The organism is Rhizobium sp. 1399 (assembly GCF_031455475.1).
In the GTDB taxonomy this organism is placed as follows: domain Bacteria; phylum Pseudomonadota; class Alphaproteobacteria; order Rhizobiales; family Rhizobiaceae; genus Rhizobium.
Genome location: NZ_JAVDSU010000007.1, coordinates 124,128 through 140,097, shown reverse-complemented (window position 1 = coordinate 140,097; position 15,970 = coordinate 124,128). Strand labels below are relative to the sequence as shown.

16 protein-coding genes are annotated in these 15,970 nt (G+C 59.8%); 14 read left to right on the top strand and 2 right to left on the bottom strand.

Features of this window, described 5'->3' with window-relative positions; all coding sequences use genetic code 11:
• Positions 1–2: 2 nt before the first annotated feature.
• From J2X71_RS22195 to J2X71_RS22180, 4 genes are all read left to right on the top strand, one after another.
• Positions 3–515, top strand: coding sequence for a hypothetical protein (locus J2X71_RS22195; RefSeq protein ID WP_310384973.1), 513 nt, complete (start codon positions 3–5; stop codon positions 513–515).
• Complete coding sequence (locus J2X71_RS22190) at positions 512–1,264, top strand: SDR family oxidoreductase (protein ID WP_310384971.1); 753 nt, start codon at positions 512–514, stop codon at positions 1,262–1,264. Before J2X71_RS22195 ends, J2X71_RS22190 begins: the two co-directional genes overlap by 4 nt.
• Before the next feature lie 24 nt (positions 1,265–1,288).
• Positions 1,289–2,692 carry a dihydrolipoyl dehydrogenase gene (gene lpdA / locus J2X71_RS22185; protein ID WP_310384970.1) on the top strand — a complete coding sequence of 468 codons (1,404 nt, stop codon included), beginning with the start codon at positions 1,289–1,291 and terminating at the stop codon, positions 2,690–2,692.
• 102 nt (positions 2,693–2,794) lie between these two features.
• Positions 2,795–3,295 (top strand): cytochrome b/b6 domain-containing protein, encoded by a 501-nt coding sequence (locus tag J2X71_RS22180; protein ID WP_310384968.1) that lies wholly within the window; start codon positions 2,795–2,797, stop codon positions 3,293–3,295.
• 12 nt (positions 3,296–3,307) lie between these two features.
• Here the strand turns inward: J2X71_RS22180 and J2X71_RS22175 are convergent, their stop codons facing one another.
• A complete protein-coding gene (locus J2X71_RS22175; RefSeq protein ID WP_310384966.1) occupies positions 3,308–4,384 on the bottom strand; it encodes a TraB/GumN family protein in 1,077 nt (358 codons plus the stop codon).
• Between the two features lie 87 nt (positions 4,385–4,471).
• Entirely contained in the window at positions 4,472–5,407 is a 936-nt protein-coding gene (locus tag J2X71_RS22170; protein ID WP_310384964.1) for a tyrosine recombinase XerC, read from the bottom strand.
• A 143-nt stretch (positions 5,408–5,550) separates the two neighbouring features.
• On the opposite strand from J2X71_RS22170, the gene J2X71_RS22165 reads away from it, so the two are divergent.
• The 10 genes from J2X71_RS22165 (at position 5,551) to J2X71_RS22120 (ending at position 15,776) form a co-directional block, all read left to right on the top strand.
• The gene (locus J2X71_RS22165) at positions 5,551–6,495 is read left to right on the top strand and encodes a GNAT family N-acetyltransferase (RefSeq protein ID WP_310384962.1); all 945 of its coding nucleotides are present in this window, start codon (positions 5,551–5,553) and stop codon (positions 6,493–6,495) included.
• Between the two features lie 25 nt (positions 6,496–6,520).
• Positions 6,521–7,666 carry an AAA family ATPase gene (locus J2X71_RS22160; RefSeq protein ID WP_310384960.1) on the top strand — a complete coding sequence of 382 codons (1,146 nt, stop codon included), beginning with the start codon at positions 6,521–6,523 and terminating at the stop codon, positions 7,664–7,666.
• A 54-nt stretch (positions 7,667–7,720) separates the two neighbouring features.
• Entirely contained in the window at positions 7,721–9,937 is a 2,217-nt protein-coding gene (locus J2X71_RS22155; RefSeq protein WP_310384958.1) for a primosomal protein N', read from the top strand.
• A 79-nt stretch (positions 9,938–10,016) separates the two neighbouring features.
• Complete coding sequence (locus J2X71_RS22150) at positions 10,017–10,406, top strand: DUF4345 domain-containing protein (protein WP_310384956.1); 390 nt, start codon at positions 10,017–10,019, stop codon at positions 10,404–10,406.
• Positions 10,407–10,661: 255 nt separating this feature from the next.
• Positions 10,662–11,228 (top strand): F0F1 ATP synthase subunit delta, encoded by a 567-nt coding sequence (locus J2X71_RS22145; protein ID WP_310385471.1) that lies wholly within the window; start codon positions 10,662–10,664, stop codon positions 11,226–11,228.
• Positions 11,228–12,757, top strand: a complete 1,530-nt coding sequence (atpA, locus tag J2X71_RS22140; RefSeq protein ID WP_113324255.1) for a F0F1 ATP synthase subunit alpha — start codon at positions 11,228–11,230, stop codon at positions 12,755–12,757. Before J2X71_RS22145 ends, atpA begins: the two co-directional genes overlap by 1 nt.
• 28 nt (positions 12,758–12,785) lie before the next feature.
• On the top strand, positions 12,786–13,670 hold the full coding sequence (locus J2X71_RS22135) for a F0F1 ATP synthase subunit gamma (RefSeq protein WP_113324254.1): 885 nt from the start codon (positions 12,786–12,788) through the stop codon (positions 13,668–13,670).
• Positions 13,671–13,693: 23 nt separating this feature from the next.
• Positions 13,694–15,130 (top strand): F0F1 ATP synthase subunit beta, encoded by a 1,437-nt coding sequence (gene atpD, locus J2X71_RS22130; protein WP_310384953.1) that lies wholly within the window; start codon positions 13,694–13,696, stop codon positions 15,128–15,130.
• Entirely contained in the window at positions 15,130–15,369 is a 240-nt protein-coding gene (locus J2X71_RS22125; protein WP_113324252.1) for a hypothetical protein, read from the top strand. The genes atpD and J2X71_RS22125 overlap by 1 nt, the downstream gene beginning before the upstream one ends.
• The gene (locus tag J2X71_RS22120; protein ID WP_113324251.1) at positions 15,369–15,776 is read left to right on the top strand and encodes a F0F1 ATP synthase subunit epsilon; all 408 of its coding nucleotides are present in this window, start codon (positions 15,369–15,371) and stop codon (positions 15,774–15,776) included. The genes J2X71_RS22125 and J2X71_RS22120 overlap by 1 nt, the downstream gene beginning before the upstream one ends.
• Positions 15,777–15,970 lie beyond the last annotated feature (194 nt).

Sequence of the window (15,970 nt, the reverse complement as noted above, 5' to 3'; positions counted from 1 at the left end):
ACATGCTGACCAAGCAGAAAAGTGTAGTTGCGATGATGATCGCCGCGCTTTCCTGCGCGCCGGCTTCGGCCGTTGCCGCCGATTGCCAGCAGGGCAAGGCGATCTACGCTGATCGCGATGGCGCCTACGAACTGCGCTTTTCGCCGATTACGTCTGAAGCCGTGTCGTCAAGCCACCAGTTCAAGCTCAGCGCGCTCAAGACCTCAGTCGTCATGGATGGCTATGTCATGTCCTCGGACGATCCGGAGCGCACCATGGGCATGGTCCTGTTCAACTGCCCGGATGGCGATGTCACGGGTGCCGATCTCGATGGCTGCAGGGTCTGGCAGGGCTTCGTCTATCGCGCAAGTGCCGATGGCGGGCTCGACAACCTGCAGTCCGGCGACAGCCCGGCAACCGAAAAGATCGTCTTTCCCGGCCTCGGCCCAGCGATCCGCCAGTCTTCCGCCTGGGGTGACGGCAAGGCGACTGTCGCTCCCTGGGACGTCCTCGATTTCAAGGGATGTGCACAATGACCGACAGTCCCGTTCTTCTCGTTACCGGTGGTAGCCGCGGCATAGGTGCTGCAGCCTGCCTGGCTGCCGCGCGTCACGGCTGGCGCGTTGCGGTGAACTATGCCTCGAATGAAGAGGCGGCAAATGCCGTGGTCTCGGAGATCAAGAAGGCTGGCGGCAATGCGATCGCGATCAAGGGCGATGTCGGCAATGCCGCCGATATCGTCTCGATGTTCGAGGCGATCGATAGGCATTTCGGGCGGCTGGATGGGCTGGTGAACAATGCCGGTATTGTCGATTACATCGCACGTGTCGATGAAATGTCGGCCGAGCGCCTCGAGCGGATGATGCGGATCAATGTGACGGGTTCGATCCTTTGCGCCGGCGAGGCAGTGCGGCGCATGTCCACCCGGCATGGCGGACAAGGCGGCGCGATCGTCAATGTCTCCTCCATGGCGGCGGTGATTGGCGGGCCGGCACAATATGTCGATTATGCCGCATCGAAGGCAGCCATCGATACGTTCACGATCGGACTTTCCAAGGAAGTCGCGGCCGAGGGTATCAGGGTGAATGCGATCCGTCCCGGCATCATCGAAACGGATATTCATGCCTCCGGCGGGCAGCCGCACAGGCCGAAAGAAATGGCTTCATCGATCCCGATGAAGCGAACCGGACAGGCGGAGGAGGTGGCCGATGCGATCGTCTATCTGCTTTCGTCTTCGGCATCGTACATAACAGGCGCGATCCTCAATGTGAGCGGCGGGCGCTAGTCAATAACGCAAAGGGAAAAAGTAATGTCCTATGATGTGATTGTTATCGGAACCGGCCCTGGCGGCTATGTCGCGGCAATCAAGGCTGCGCAACTCGGCCTCAAGGTCGCCGTCGTCGAGAAGCGCGCCACTTACGGCGGCACCTGCCTGAATGTCGGCTGCATCCCCTCCAAGGCGCTGCTGCACGCTTCCGAGATGTTCCACGCAACGCATCACATGGAAGAGCTCGGCATCGAGGTCGCCGCTCCGAAGCTCAATCTCGAAAAGATGCTGGCGCACAAGGATGCGACGGTAAAGTCGAACGTCGACGGCGTTGCCTTCCTCTTCAAGAAGAACAAGATCGATGCCTTCCACGGCACCGGCAAGATCGTCTCCGCCGGCAAGGTCTCGGTGACCGCCGAAGACGGCACGGTTCAAGAAATCGAAGGCAAGAACATCGTCATTGCCACCGGTTCCGACGTCGCCGGCATTCCGGGCGTGAAGGTCGATATCGATGAGAAGATCATCGTATCCTCCACCGGCGCCATTGCACTGGAAAAAGTGCCGGAAACGATGATCGTCGTTGGTGGCGGTGTCATCGGCCTCGAGCTTGGTTCGGTCTGGTCGCGACTCGGTGCGAAGGTCACCGTCATCGAATTTCTCGACAAGATCCTCGGCGCGATGGATGCCGATGTCTCAAAGCAGTTCCAGCGCATGCTCGGCAAGCAGGGCATCGACATCAAGCTGAGTTCCAAGGTGACTGGCGTCGAGAAGGGCGACAAGGGCGCCAGGGTGACATTCGAGCCGGTCGCTGGTGGCGCTGCGCAGACGCTTGAAGCGGATGTCGTCCTGATTTCCACTGGCCGCATTCCCTACACGGCAGGCCTTGGTCTGGAAGAAGCGGGCGTCAAGCTCGACAATCGCGGTCGTGTTGAAATCGACAGCCACTTCAAGACCAATGTCGAAGGTATCTACGCGATCGGCGACGTCGTGACGGGTCCGATGCTGGCGCACAAGGCCGAAGACGAAGGTGTGGCACTTGCCGAAATCCTCGCTGGCCAGCACGGTCATGTGAACTATGACGTCATCCCGAGCGTCGTCTACACGCAGCCGGAGGTCGCCTCCGTCGGCAAGACTGAGGAAGAGCTGAAGGCCGCCGGTGTCGCTTACAAGGTGGGCAAGTTCCCGTTCACAGCAAACGGCCGCGCCCGCGCGATGCTGACGACCGAAGGTTTCGTGAAGATCCTGTCCGACAAGGAAACCGACCAGGTGCTCGGCGGTCATATCGTCGGCTTCGGTGCCGGCGAGATGATCCACGAGATTACCGTGCTGATGGAATTCGGTGGTTCGGCAGAAGACCTTGGTCGCACCTGCCATGCGCATCCGACCATGTCGGAAGCCGTGAAGGAGGCAGCGCTGGCCGCTTTCTTCAAGCCGATCCATATGTGAGATTAAATATCAGCAATCATTCATAATGCCGCTTGCCTTCGGGCAGGCGGCGTTTTTATTTGGTGGGTAAGTTTCGCTAACTATTTGACGAAAGCCAAGAAAATGAATGATCGCGTCGTTTCCGGCTACAGTCTCTCCCAGCGTTTCCTTCACTGGGCGACCGTGCTCCTGGTCCTCTTCAACCTTCTTTTGCCTGATGGCATGAATGCCTGGTACCGGCTTATCCGCCACGGCGGCACGCCATTGCCGGAACAGATCGCTTCGGCCAATATCCACGCCTATGTCGGTATCGCAATCCTGCTTATGACGATCCTGAGGCTCGGCCTGCGCTTCGTGCAGGGCGTACCGCCTGAAGCCGCAAACGAACCGGCGATCTTTCGGCTCGCTGCCCGGCTGGCGCATGCGAGCCTCTATCTGCTGCTGCTCGCCCTGCCGGCTTCAGGCATTGCGGTCTACTATTTGGGTGTGGAAGCATTAGGCGCGCTGCATGCCGACGTCTTGAAGCTCATCCTCTGGATCGTCATCGTCGCGCATGTCTTTGGTGCGCTGGTCCATCAGTTCTATTGGAAGACAGATGTATTGCGGCGCATGACGATGGGCTGAGAAGGACGACGGTCAATTGACCGCCGTGACCGTGAAGCCCTGCTGACGCAGCAGTTCGATGACACCATCCTTGCCTGGGAGGTGCAGGGCACCGACAGCCATGAAGACGTTGCCTTTGGCGAGGATGGGGGCGGCGCGTTCGGCCATCACCTTGTTGCGGTCGAGGATGATGCGCTGTTCGAAGGCGGCGTAATCGCTGTCCTCATCGCTGCCTTCCGGCGATACGGTCTTCAGCATCGGCATGGTCATGCCGATATCGCCGGAGAGATAGATGTCGGTCATGGTTTCGACAACGTCGTTCATCTTGCCGCCGAGTTCTAAGGTTTCGATCAGCGACTTCAGATGAAATTCGATCGGCAGCTCGGCCATGGCCTGCAGCTGCTCGGCCAGGGTTTCCAGCCCCTTGACCTGCTTGCCTTCAGCGGCCGCATCGGCAGCGATCTTCTGGTCGAGGAACTGCACTCCCTTGGCCTTGCGGGCGATCTCGCAGGCGGGAAGTGCCACGGCGCTCGCGATCATCCAGGGGCGCATGCGTGAAACGGCCGAGAGCGGGATGCCGCGCTGCTTCAGTCCGGCCTCGAGGCGGGTATAGTCCTCAGGCGAAAGAAGCTTTTCGATGGTCGTGCCGTCCGTGAACATCATCAGGTCCGGTCTCATCAGAAGTGATGCAGTGGCCTTCTTCTCATCGAGGATTTCGTCGGACTCGATGACAATCGTATCGGCACCGTCATGGGCTTCCTGCGCGCGGGGCGGCAGGTTCAAGACGCGTGGATCGGTGACGTGCATGGTGCCGAGCAGCCAGGAAGTTTTGAGGCCCAGTTTTTCGATCTTCCAGAAAACGCCTTTGCCGTTCGGTGTGGCATCTGCCTCTTTCACCGCTTCGGCATACCGCCCCGGTTCGTTCTGCTGAAGCTCCGTGAGCAGGTTCTTTCCGGTGCAGCTATCTTCGGCGGCATCGGCCGGCGTGACTGAAAAGACGACAGCGAGCAATGCGGCGGCAAGCAGCATGTGAAAGGCAGCGATCAGCCAGAGCAGGATATTGCCCGGCTGGGCGATATGGAAAGTGCGGTGGCCGATGGAGATCGTCATGATGGTAATCCGGTCACATGTGCTTCAAGCCTCATGCTCTACGCCGGGCTTGCGCATATTCCTTTAAGAGACAGCGTTAACGAAGGCTTACGCGCGCGGATGCGCCCTATCATACACCTCCAGAAGCCTTGATGCATCGACGCCGGTATAGACCTGCGTGGTGGAAAGGCTGGCATGGCCGAGCAACTCCTGAATGGTGCGCAGGTCACCGCCGCCGGCCAGCAGATGGGTTGCGAAGGAGTGGCGCAGCGCATGCGGGGTCGCCGTTTCCGGCAGGCCGAAGGCACTGCGCAATTTCTGCATGGCGCGCTGGATGATGGCAGGCTGCAGCTTACCGCTGCGGGCGCCGCGAAAGAGCGGCTCGCCTTCATCAAGACGAAAGGGGCAGAGCGTTCGGTATTTCTCAACGGCTTCGAAAACGATGGGCAACAACGGCACGAGGCGCGTCTTGTTGCCTTTACCGGTGATGCGCAGCGTGGTGGTGCCGGTCCTGATATCAGCAGGCGTCAGGTCGAGTGCTTCGGAAATGCGCAGGCCGCAACCATAAAGCAGCGTCATAACGGCGGCATCGCGCGCGGCAATCCATGGCTCGTCATGGAGCTGGGCTTCATTGCTGACTACGGTGATGGCCTGTCTGTCTGAGAGAGGCTTCGGAAGAGATTTCGGTTGCTTCGGGGATCGCACGGCGCCGGCGCCCGCGGCATTCACGAGGCCCTTCTTTTCAAGGTGACGCAGAAAGGAGCGAATGCCTGCGAGATTGCGAGCAACCGAGCGAGCGCCGGAGCCCTCCTTGCGCCGGGCGGCCAGAAAGGCGCGGAAGTCTGCCGGGCGCAGCGTTTCGATATCGCGCAGCGTTGTCGGGCCACCGAGATGACCGGTCATGAAGGTCAGGAACTGACGCGTGTCACGCTCATAGGCATCGAGCGTATGGTCGGAAAGGCGGCGCTCCCGGGCAAGGTTTTCGAGCCAGGCGCTGCGTTCCGTCATCAGGTGCGGATCGGCGATGATCAGGAGTTCATTCATGATTTTGGCTCTTGAATTTGCTTTTGGTGACGCCAATTCTGAAACAGTGGCGTTATGGAATTGCTAATGCTTGCCAAGCCCTTGTCATGTATCGATCATAATTCATTGAGATAGCTTATAGCTTCCGTAAAACAGGAATTTTCATGGCACGGCGCGATTCCATGACGGCCTTTGGACAGCTCGCGGAAGCGATTGCCCTGGTTTCACACGGAAAGCCTGGCCATATCGTCGATACGCTGATCGCCGAGCGCGGACAGAAGATCGTCCGCCATCCTCTGTGGCCGCTCATGCGGCCGTTTCTCTATACGCTGCTGCGCTACAACAAGGCGATCGAATTCGCCAATGACGTTGCCAACATGCCGGGCTTCCAGTCGTTCGAATATATGAGCAACCTGCTGAAGCTCGATATCAACGTCACCAATGCCGAGCGCATTCCGGCATCCGGCGGTTTCATACTCGTCAGCAATCATCCGACCGGCATTGCCGATGGCGTGGCGGTGTTCGATCTCCTGAAGACGCGCCGCCCGGATATGATGTTCTTCGCCAACCGCGATGCGGTGCGCGTCAACCCACGCTTTGCGGAGATGATTATCCCGGTCGAATGGCGCGAGGAATTCAAGAGCAAGCTCAAGGCGCGCGAGACGCTGCAGCTGACCAACCATGCGGTGAAGGAGGGCAAGGCGACCGTGCTCTTCCCTTCGGGCCGTATCGCCTATTGGGCAAATGGGCGATTGAACGAGCGGCCGTGGAAAACCTCCGCCGTCGGCCTTGCCCGTAAATACGGTTTGCCGATCCTCCCTGTTCACATGACAGCGCGCAATTCCGGGCTTTTCTACTGGTTTGCCAAATGGTCGAACGAACTGCGCGACATGACGGTCTTCTATGAACTTCTGAACAAGAAGAGTGACCGCTTCGATTTCGTCATCGGCAATCTCATTCCCGCCGAAGAGCTCGACGGTGATCTGAACGAGGTGACGAAGGCGCTTGAAAGGCACACGGTCTATGACATGGCGGCCGATGGCGACTCACGCTTCATGCCTGTGTCCCGGCAACTGGTTCCGGAGGCCGTTGCGGCCCATTCTTTTTAGCGTTGCTTTGCGCTAAAGCGGATGCATGCGTCTTCGCTCCATGTTTGCCAAGAATTACCGGTCACTGCGCTCGATCCGCATGGATCTGGCGGATACGACGCTGTTTCTCGGCGAGAACGGCGCCGGCAAGTCCAATCTCTATCGTGCGCTGCAGCTTGTGCAGTCGGCGGTTCGCGGGCGGCTGGCTTATGAACTTGCTGCCGAAGGCGGGATGCTCTCGGCTCTCTGGTCCGGGCCACGCCGCACATCCGATGGGCCAGCTCGAATCCGCCTGGAAGTTGAGATCATCGACGAGGAGCGCGCAGTCACGTTCCGATATTATGTCGAAGCGGGGTTGCGCCCACCGAAGGCCGCTGCGGGCTTTGCGCTCGAACCGCAGATCAAAGCTGAAGAGCTTTCCGTCGAAACCGGCCGCCGCGCGGTGGCGATGATAAAGCGGTCCGGTCCAGGCATCTCCGTTCGCGATGGTGCCGGGCGCATGCAGGCCTATCCAGACGAGGCGCTGACATCCGAAACGGCGATCGCCCTGCTCGGGGATGCCGGCCATTTCCCCGAGGTTGCCGCCTTCCGTCGCATCGTCAACAATTGGCGCTTCTTTCACGGTTTTCGCACTGACAGGGCTTCTCCGCTTCGCCATCCCTGCCTTGCCGTCACCAGTCCCATGCTAGATGAGGATGGTGCCAATCTCGCCGCCGTCTTTGCGACGATTGCCCACACGCGGCAGGATACGGCCGAGCTCGATCGCATCCTGGCATCGGCGCTCGGCGGCGCAAGGCTTGTCGTGCCTGAGCCGGGCGAGACAGCGGAGTTCGGCCTAGTGCTGCCGGATTTCCCGCACCGCGTCTTCCATCCGCGTGAACTGTCTGATGGGCAGATTCGCTTTCTCGGCCTTGCGGCTGCACTGCTCTCCTACAGGCTGCCGGCGCTCATCGCTCTGAACGAGCCGGAGGCGAGCCTGCATCCCGATATGCTGGCGCCGCTCGCCGACATGATCGCCGAAGCGTCAAAGAGCAGCCAGGTCTGGATCGTCACCCATTCGGTGCAACTGGCAGAGGCGGTGCGCGAACGCTGCGGCGTTCGTCCGCGAAAGGTTATTCGTGAGAATGGCGCCACGTGGATCGAAGGCATGCGGTTGACGGGAACGATCGCTGGTGAAGACGATGATGATTAACCCTCATTGTCGGCGGGTTCCATTTTACGGCCGTTGCGGGCATGGTCTGCCGCGATGAGTATAGATTCGTCCGATCTCTTTGGCGCGCTTTTCGAAGCCCCGCCCGTGACCCGCACGGTTCCGGTGCTGGTACCGATGCCGGCGCCAAGGCCCTATTCCTATTCGGTGCCTGAAGGCATGGCAGTCGAGCCCGGCTCGGTCGTGCAGGTGCCGCTTGGGCCGCGCCAGGTGATCGGTGTCGTCTGGGATGGCGGCGAAGATGGTGTGGATCCAAAGAAGCTCAGGCCCATCACCCATGTCTTCGATTGCCCGCCACTGACCAAGGAGATGCGGGATTTCATCGACTGGGTCGCCGCCTATACGCTTTCCCCACCCGGATTGGTGGCGCGCATGGCGCTGAGGGCGCCGAATGCCTTCGAGCCGGAGCCGATGGTGGAAGGGTTGCGTTTCATCGGCGGTGAGCCGGCGCGGATGACACCGGCACGCGCACGCGTGCTAGACACCGCCGCGGACGGGTTGTCCTGGACGCGGACCGGTCTTGCCCATGCTGCCGGTGTTTCCACCAGTGTTGTCGACGGGCTGATTGCACAAGGCATTTTCGAGACGATCTTCCTACCGCCGCCACCTGTCGTCGCCGAGCCTGATCCGGACTTTACCGGTGCCCGCCTCGAAGGTCCGCAGAAGGAGGCGGCCGAAGAAATTCTGGACGAAGTGCGCAAGGGCGAATTCGCGGTTTCGCTGATCGACGGCGTGACCGGTTCCGGCAAGACGGAAGTCTATTTCGAGGCGATCGCCGAGACGCTGAGGCGCGGCAAACAGGTACTGATCTTGCTGCCGGAGATCGCGCTCACTGCAAGTTTTCTCGAACGCTTCCAGGATCGGTTCGGTGCGAAACCTGCCGAGTGGCATTCCGACCTTGCCCCGCGTATGCGCGAAAAGGTCTGGCGGCAGGCGGTAACGGGAGAGGTGCGGGTCGTTGCCGGCGCGCGTTCGGCGCTGTTCCTGCCTTTCGAAGATCTCGGCCTCATCATTGTCGATGAAGAGCATGATCCTGCCTATAAGCAGGAAGACCGCGTCTACTACAACGCGCGTGACATGGCGGTCGTTAGGGCGCGGATCGGCGATTTTCCCGTAGTACTCGTTTCGGCGACGCCTTCGGTCGAAAGCCAGGTCAACGGCCAGAGCGGTCGCTACAGCACGATCCATCTGCCGACGCGTTTCGGCGATGCCGCGCTGCCCGACCTGCATCTGGTCGACATGCGGCGCCATGCGCCGGAACGCGGCGGTTTTCTGTCGCCGGTACTGATCCGGGCGATTGGCAAGACGGTTGAAAAGGGCGAGCAGGCGCTGCTCTTCCTCAATCGCCGCGGCTACGCTCCGCTGACGCTCTGCCGTGTGTGCGGCCATCGTTTCCAGTGCCCGCAATGTTCGAGCTGGCTGGTGGAGCATCGCTTTCGCCGGCAGCTGCAATGCCATCAGTGTGGTCATTCCGAGCCGACACCGGAGGCTTGCCCGGAATGCGGAACGCTCGACCACCTCGTCGCCTGCGGGCCGGGTGTGGAGCGCATCGCGGAAGAGGTGGAGCGGCATTTTCCGGACGCGCGCACCATCGTGCTCTCCTCCGACATCATGGGCGGAGTGAAGCGGCTGCGGCTGGAGCTCGACGCCATCGCCAAGGGCGAGGCGGATATCGTGATCGGCACGCAGCTTGTCGCCAAGGGGCACAACTTTCCGCTGATGACGCTGGTCGGCATTGTCGACGCGGATCTCGGGCTCGCGAATGGCGACCCTCGCGCAGCGGAGCGGACCTTTCAGCTTCTGTCACAGGTTACGGGCCGCGCCGGTCGGACGGGCCTGAAGAGCCATGGCCTGCTGCAGACCTATCAGCCGCAGCATCCTGTCATGCAGGCAATCGTCTCCGGCGATGCGCGGGCTTTCTATGATCGTGAAATCGGCGAGCGGGAACGCGCTGCCCTGCCGCCCTTCGGCAGGCTCGCCTCGATCATCGTATCGGCAGACACGCGGCAGGATGCGGAAAACCATGCGCGCGGCATGCGCAACGCCGCGCCGCAGATTTCGGGCATTTCCGTTCTAGGGCCGGCGGAGGCGCCGTTGGCGCTGGTGCGTGGGCGCCATCGTTTCCGCCTCCTCGTGCATGGGCGCCGGAATTCCGACATGCAGGCCTATCTCAGGGCATTGCTCGCACAAGCGCCGAAGGAGCGCGGATCGGTTCAGGTGCAGCTCGATATCGATCCGCAGAGCTTCCTGTAGATCGTTACAGCCTCAGCGTTTCCGGATGTCGCTGATCATGGCATAAACGCAGAATCAGCTGATGATTTGGGGTTGAGGCATGGAATTCTACTTTCCGACGGAATTTGGCGAGCAGCTTGCCTTTGGTGCTGCGGCCTTCACCGCGCTTGCTGGCTTCATCATCATGTTCGCCCCCGGTCTTGCCATGCGGGCCTTCGGTCTGGCATCACGGGGCGAGCGGCGTGAGGGTTACAGCGAAGTTCGATCGATGGGCGGCCTCTATCTTGGTCTCGGGGTTGCCGCGATCATGCTGGCGCAGGACTGGACCTATCTGGCGCTCGGAGCTTCCTTCGCGATGGCTGCTTTTGCGCGCATCATCTCCATCCTTTCTGATAAGGGGAGTACGCTCCTCAACTATTTACTTCTGGTTGTGCAGGCGGTCATAGCCGCATTGCCCCTGCTTCATGTGTTCGGCTTCCTTCAGAGCTGATCCAGAGCTGAAAATAAAGCGTTTCGCAGGCCGCTTTCGGGCGTTTCGGCAATTTTGCTGATAGAAAATCATGCGAATGGCGTATTCGGGCGTTACGCGTGTTGCGAGTCCGGACATCCTATGTTAGACGGACCCCGAATTTCGGAAGAAGCAAGAGGCTTCTCTTGCGATTTCTGGGGGAAATCAAAACGAATTCAAAGTCATAGGTTCGGCGCCCGCCGAAAGTCGGATTTTGAATTGAAATCAGGGAAATTTGTGCCCGTGGCAGACACGTCCCAGCTTACTTCTGGTGTTGCAGAGCGCTATGCCTCGTCGCTTTTCGAGCTCGCGCTCGAAGAAGGCGCCGTCGACAGCGTTACCGCTGATCTCGATCGTTTCCAGGCCATGCTGGACGAAAGCGAAGACCTGAAGCGCTTTGTCCTGAGCCCGGTCTTTTCCGCAGAAGATCAACTCAAGGCCATCATCGCTCTCAGCGAAAAGGCTGGTCTCTCTGGCTTCTTTGTCAATTTTCTGAAGGTCGTGGCGCGTAACCGCCGCCTGTTTGCCCTGCCGGGCATGATCAAGGCCTTCCGCATCATTGCCGCCAACCATCGCGGCGAAATTTCTGCCGAAGTCACTTCGGCCCATGCTCTCTCCGTAGAGCAGGAAAATGAATTGAAGGTGGCGCTGAAGGGCGTCACCGGCAAAGACGTGGCAATTGCTGTCACGGTTGATCCGTCAATTCTTGGTGGTCTGATCGTCAAGGTCGGGTCCCGTCAGATTGATACGTCTCTTCGTACCAAACTCTCTACCCTTAAGCTTGCATTGAAAGAGGTCGGCTGATGGATATCCGCGCTGCGGAAATTTCCGCAATTCTTAAAGACCAGATCAAGAACTTCGGCAAAGAGGCAGAAGTCTCGGAAGTCGGCCAGGTTCTCTCCGTTGGTGACGGTATCGCTCGCGTTTACGGCCTGGACAACGTCCAGGCTGGTGAAATGGTCGAGTTCCCCGGCGGCATCCGCGGCATGGCGCTGAACCTTGAATCCGACAATGTCGGTGTCGTCATTTTCGGCTCCGACCGCGACATCAAGGAAGGCGACACTGTCAAGCGTACCGGCGCGATCGTCGACGTTCCGGTCGGTCCGGAACTGCTCGGCCGCGTTGTCGACGCTCTCGGCAACCCGATCGATGGCAAGGGCCCGATCAATGCGACCCGCCGTTCGCGCGTCGACATCAAGGCTCCGGGCATCATTCCGCGCAAGTCGGTCCATGAGCCGATGTCAACCGGCCTCAAGGCCATCGACGCGCTCATCCCGGTTGGTCGCGGCCAGCGCGAGCTCGTCATCGGCGACCGCCAGACCGGCAAGACCGCGATCCTTCTCGACGCGTTCCTCAACCAGAAGGCCATCCATGACAACGGTCCGGAAGGCGAAAAGCTTTACTGCGTCTACGTCGCCGTCGGCCAGAAGCGTTCGACCGTCGCGCAGTTCGTCAAGGTGCTCGAAGAACGTGGCGCACTGAAGTATTCGATCATCGTCGCTGCGACCGCTTCCGATCCGGCGCCGATGCAGTTCCTGGCTCCGTTTGCCGGCTGCGCCATGGGCGAATATTTCCGTGATAACGGCATGCATGCGCTGATCGGTTATGACGACCTGTCCAAACAGGCCGTTTCCTACCGTCAGATGTCGCTGCTGCTGCGCCGCCCGCCGGGCCGCGAAGCTTATCCGGGTGACGTTTTCTACCTGCACTCGCGTCTTCTCGAGCGCGCTGCAAAGATGAACGACGACAAGGGCGCCGGTTCGCTGACCGCTCTGCCGGTCATCGAAACCCAGGGTAACGACGTTTCGGCCTTCATTCCGACCAATGTGATCTCGATCACCGACGGCCAGATCTTCCTCGAAACCGACCTGTTCTATCAGGGTATCCGTCCGGCCGTTAACGTCGGTCTGTCGGTTTCCCGCGTCGGTTCCTCGGCTCAGATCAAGGCCATGAAGCAGGTTGCCGGCTCGATCAAGGGCGAACTTGCCCAGTATCGCGAAATGGCTGCCTTCGCCCAGTTCGGTTCGGACCTTGACGCTGCTACCCAGCGCCTGCTGAACCGCGGTGCACGCCTGACCGAGCTCCTGAAGCAGCCGCAGTTTTCGCCGCTGAAGACGGAAGAGCAGGTCGCCGTGATCTTCGCAGGCGTCAATGGTTACCTCGACAAGCTGCCGGTCACTCAGGTCGGCAAGTTCGAACAGGGCCTGTTGTCCTATCTGCGTTCGGAAGGTTCTGCCATCCTCGATGCGATCCGCACGGAAAAGGCTATCAGCGACGCTACGAAGGGCAAGCTCGTTGCTGCTCTCGACAGCTTCGCCAAGTCTTTCCAGTAATCAGGCCCTAGGTTAGGACGGATAGCGGATGCCTTCACTTAAGGATCTGAAAAACCGGATCGCCTCCGTCAAGGCGACGCAGAAGATCACCAAGGCGATGAAGATGGTCGCCGCGGCGAAGCTTCGGCGTGCGCAGGAGGCGGCCGAGGCCGCCCGGCCTTATTCGCAGCGTATGGGTGCGGTCCTGGCGAATATCGCCAAGGCCGTTACCGATGCGGACGGCGCGCCGGTCCTGATGACCGGTACGGGCAAGGATCAGGTACACCTGCTCGTCGTCTGCACGGCCGAACGCGGCCTGTGTGGCGGCTTCAATTCGCAGATTGCTCGCTTTGCTCGCGATCACGTTCGCAAGCTGGTCGCCGAAGGCAAGACTGTGAAGATCTTCACCGTCGGCAAGAAGGGCTATGACATCCTGCGTCGCGAATTCGCGTCGCTGATCGTCGAGCGCAAGGAACTGCGCGAAGTCAAGAAGATCGGTTTCGAGAATGCCGATCAGATCGGCAAGCGTATCATCGAGATGTATGAAGCCGGTGAGTTCGACGTTTGCACGCTGTTCTACTCGGAATTCAAGTCGGTGATCAGCCAGATCCCAACCGCGCAGCAGCTCATCCCGGCCAAGGCTCCCGAAGCTGTCACCGAAGATGCAGCCCATGCTGGTGCCGTCTATGAATACGAGCCGGACCCGGCGTCGATCCTGGACGAGCTGATCCCGCGCAACATCTCTGTCCAGATCTTCCGAGCTCTCCTTGAGAACGTTGCGGGCGAAATGGGTGCAAAGATGAGCGCGATGGACAATGCGACGCGCAATGCTGGTGAGATGATCAACAAGCTGACGTTGAGCTACAACCGTCAGCGTCAGGCTCAGATCACCAAGGAACTGATTGAAATCATTTCGGGCGCGGAAGCGCTCTGAGGTTAGGAAAAGAGGGTCAGAAAATGGCTGAGGCAGCTACCCCCAAGACCGGCTCTGTCGGCAGAGTCACACAGGTTATCGGCGCCGTCGTTGACGTTGCTTTCGAAGGCGAACTGCCGAAGATCCTGAATGCGCTGGAAACCGACAACAACGGCAACCGTCTGGTTCTCGAAGTTGCTCAGCACCTCGGCGAAAACGTAGTCCGTACCATTGCGATGGACTCGTCCGAAGGTCTTGTTCGCGGTCAGAAAGTCACTGATACCGGTGCTCCGATCATGGTTCCGGTCGGTAACGAGACGCTCGGCCGTATCATGAACGTCATCGGTGAGCCAGTCGACGAAGCTGGTCCGTTGGTTACCGCTCACAAGCGTTCGATCCACCAGGACGCTCCGGCTTACGTCGATCAGTCCACGGAAGCGCAGATCCTTGTCACCGGCATCAAGGTCGTCGACCTTCTCGCGCCTTACGCACGCGGCGGCAAGATCGGCCTTTTCGGTGGTGCAGGCGTCGGCAAGACCGTTCTCATCATGGAACTGATCAACAACGTTGCCAAGGCGCATGGTGGTTACTCGGTTTTCGCAGGGGTGGGTGAACGCACCCGCGAAGGCAACGACCTCTACCACGAAATGATCGAATCGAATGTCAACAAGCACGGCGGTGGCGAAGGTTCCAAGGCTGCGCTCGTTTACGGCCAGATGAACGAACCGCCGGGCGCCCGCGCTCGCGTCGCTCTGACCGGTCTGACGGTTGCAGAACACTTCCGCGACCAGGGCCAGGACGTTCTGTTCTTCGTCGACAACATCTTCCGCTTCACGCAGGCTGGCTCGGAAGTGTCGGCTCTGCTCGGCCGTATTCCTTCGGCCGTGGGTTATCAGCCGACGCTCGCAACCGACATGGGTCAGATGCAGGAACGCATCACCACGACGACGACGGGCTCGATCACCTCGGTTCAGGCCATTTACGTTCCGGCCGACGACTTGACCGACCCGGCACCGGCAACCTCGTTTGCTCACCTGGACGCAACGACCGTTCTGTCGCGTTCGATCGCTGAAAAGGGCATCTACCCGGCCGTCGATCCGCTTGACTCCACGTCGCGCATGCTCGACCCGATGGTTGTCGGCGAAGAGCATTACGAAGTGGCCCGCAAGGTCCAGTCGACGCTGCAGCGCTACAAGGCCCTGCAGGACATCATCGCGATCCTTGGCATGGACGAACTGTCCGAAGAGGACAAGATTGCCGTTGCCCGCGCCCGCAAGATCGAGCGCTTCCTGTCGCAGCCATTCTTTGTTGCCGAAGTCTTCACCGGCTCGCCGGGCAAGCTCGTTGCTCTCGAAGACACGATCAAGGGCTTCAAGGGCCTCGTCAACGGCGAGTACGACCATCTGCCGGAAGCAGCCTTTTACATGGTTGGTTCGATGGACGAAGCTGTCGAGAAAGCCAAGAAGCTCGCAGCAGCTTGATGAGCGACGCTCAGGACGAGATATTCTGCTGCGACACCCTCAAAAGTGTCGTGGCAGAGCTTCCTGAACCGGCAGCGCCGACCATCTACCGTGCCGATAACGGCGTGATGATGATGGTCGTCGGGTTGGCTCAGAGCGAGGAAGGCCTCGGTTATCTCGACCATGCGATAATGCACTGCCCGTTCTGCGGGACCAAACTGCAAGATGCAGAAGCCATAGCCGAGAAGGTAAGTCACTGATGGCTGACAATTTCAACTTTGAGCTCGTTTCGCCGGAGCGTCTGCTGCTGTCGGAGATGGTGACCGAGGTCGTCATTCCCGCGACCGAAGGCGAAATGACTGTTATGGCCAACCATGCTCCGACGATGACGACCATCAAGCCGGGTATCGTGAGCGTGCGTTCCGGTTCCGGATCGAAGCAGGATTACGTCGTGTTCGGCGGTTTCGCCGACATCCTGCCGACTGGCTGCACGCTGCTTGCCGAATCCGCTGTTCCGGTCCAAGAGCTCAACAAGGATGAACTCACTCGCCGCATCGAAGCTGCGAAGAAGGAACTCGAAGATGCCGAGCATCACGAGCACAAGTCCAGGCTAGAGCACTTCATCATGGAACTGACCCACCTGCGCGGTGTCGTCCAGCAGGACTGATCGGCTCGGCCCGAGATAAACACAGTGAGAAAAGCGGCTTTCAAGGCCGCTTTTTCTTTTTGCCAAGCCGCTGCAACGGGGCTCAGCCATTCGCCATGCAGAGAACCGCATGGAGGCGAGCTGAGACATCCTGGAAAGTTTCTTGATGCAGAGGAGGCAGTTCTTATCACGGCGAAGGCTGCTGTTTCCACCCG

Excerpts from the sequence above, each read along its gene's own strand:
- J2X71_RS22195 (WP_310384973.1), top strand. The coding sequence starts at position 3 with ATGCTGACCAAGCAGAAAAGTGTAGTTGCGATGATGATCGCCGCGCTT.
- J2X71_RS22190 (WP_310384971.1), top strand. The coding sequence starts at position 512 with ATGACCGACAGTCCCGTTCTTCTCGTTACCGGTGGTAGCCGCGGCATA.
- lpdA (WP_310384970.1), top strand. The coding sequence starts at position 1,289 with ATGTCCTATGATGTGATTGTTATCGGAACCGGCCCTGGCGGCTATGTC.
- J2X71_RS22180 (WP_310384968.1), top strand. The coding sequence starts at position 2,795 with ATGAATGATCGCGTCGTTTCCGGCTACAGTCTCTCCCAGCGTTTCCTT.
- J2X71_RS22175 (WP_310384966.1), bottom strand. The coding sequence starts at position 4,384 with ATGACGATCTCCATCGGCCACCGCACTTTCCATATCGCCCAGCCGGGC.
- J2X71_RS22170 (WP_310384964.1), bottom strand. The coding sequence starts at position 5,407 with ATGAATGAACTCCTGATCATCGCCGATCCGCACCTGATGACGGAACGC.
- J2X71_RS22165 (WP_310384962.1), top strand. The coding sequence starts at position 5,551 with ATGGCACGGCGCGATTCCATGACGGCCTTTGGACAGCTCGCGGAAGCG.
- J2X71_RS22160 (WP_310384960.1), top strand. The coding sequence starts at position 6,521 with ATGCGTCTTCGCTCCATGTTTGCCAAGAATTACCGGTCACTGCGCTCG.
- J2X71_RS22155 (WP_310384958.1), top strand. The coding sequence starts at position 7,721 with ATGAGTATAGATTCGTCCGATCTCTTTGGCGCGCTTTTCGAAGCCCCG.
- J2X71_RS22150 (WP_310384956.1), top strand. The coding sequence starts at position 10,017 with ATGGAATTCTACTTTCCGACGGAATTTGGCGAGCAGCTTGCCTTTGGT.
- atpA (WP_113324255.1), top strand. The coding sequence starts at position 11,228 with ATGGATATCCGCGCTGCGGAAATTTCCGCAATTCTTAAAGACCAGATC.
- J2X71_RS22135 (WP_113324254.1), top strand. The coding sequence starts at position 12,786 with ATGCCTTCACTTAAGGATCTGAAAAACCGGATCGCCTCCGTCAAGGCG.
- atpD (WP_310384953.1), top strand. The coding sequence starts at position 13,694 with ATGGCTGAGGCAGCTACCCCCAAGACCGGCTCTGTCGGCAGAGTCACA.
- J2X71_RS22125 (WP_113324252.1), top strand. The coding sequence starts at position 15,130 with ATGAGCGACGCTCAGGACGAGATATTCTGCTGCGACACCCTCAAAAGT.
- J2X71_RS22120 (WP_113324251.1), top strand. The coding sequence starts at position 15,369 with ATGGCTGACAATTTCAACTTTGAGCTCGTTTCGCCGGAGCGTCTGCTG.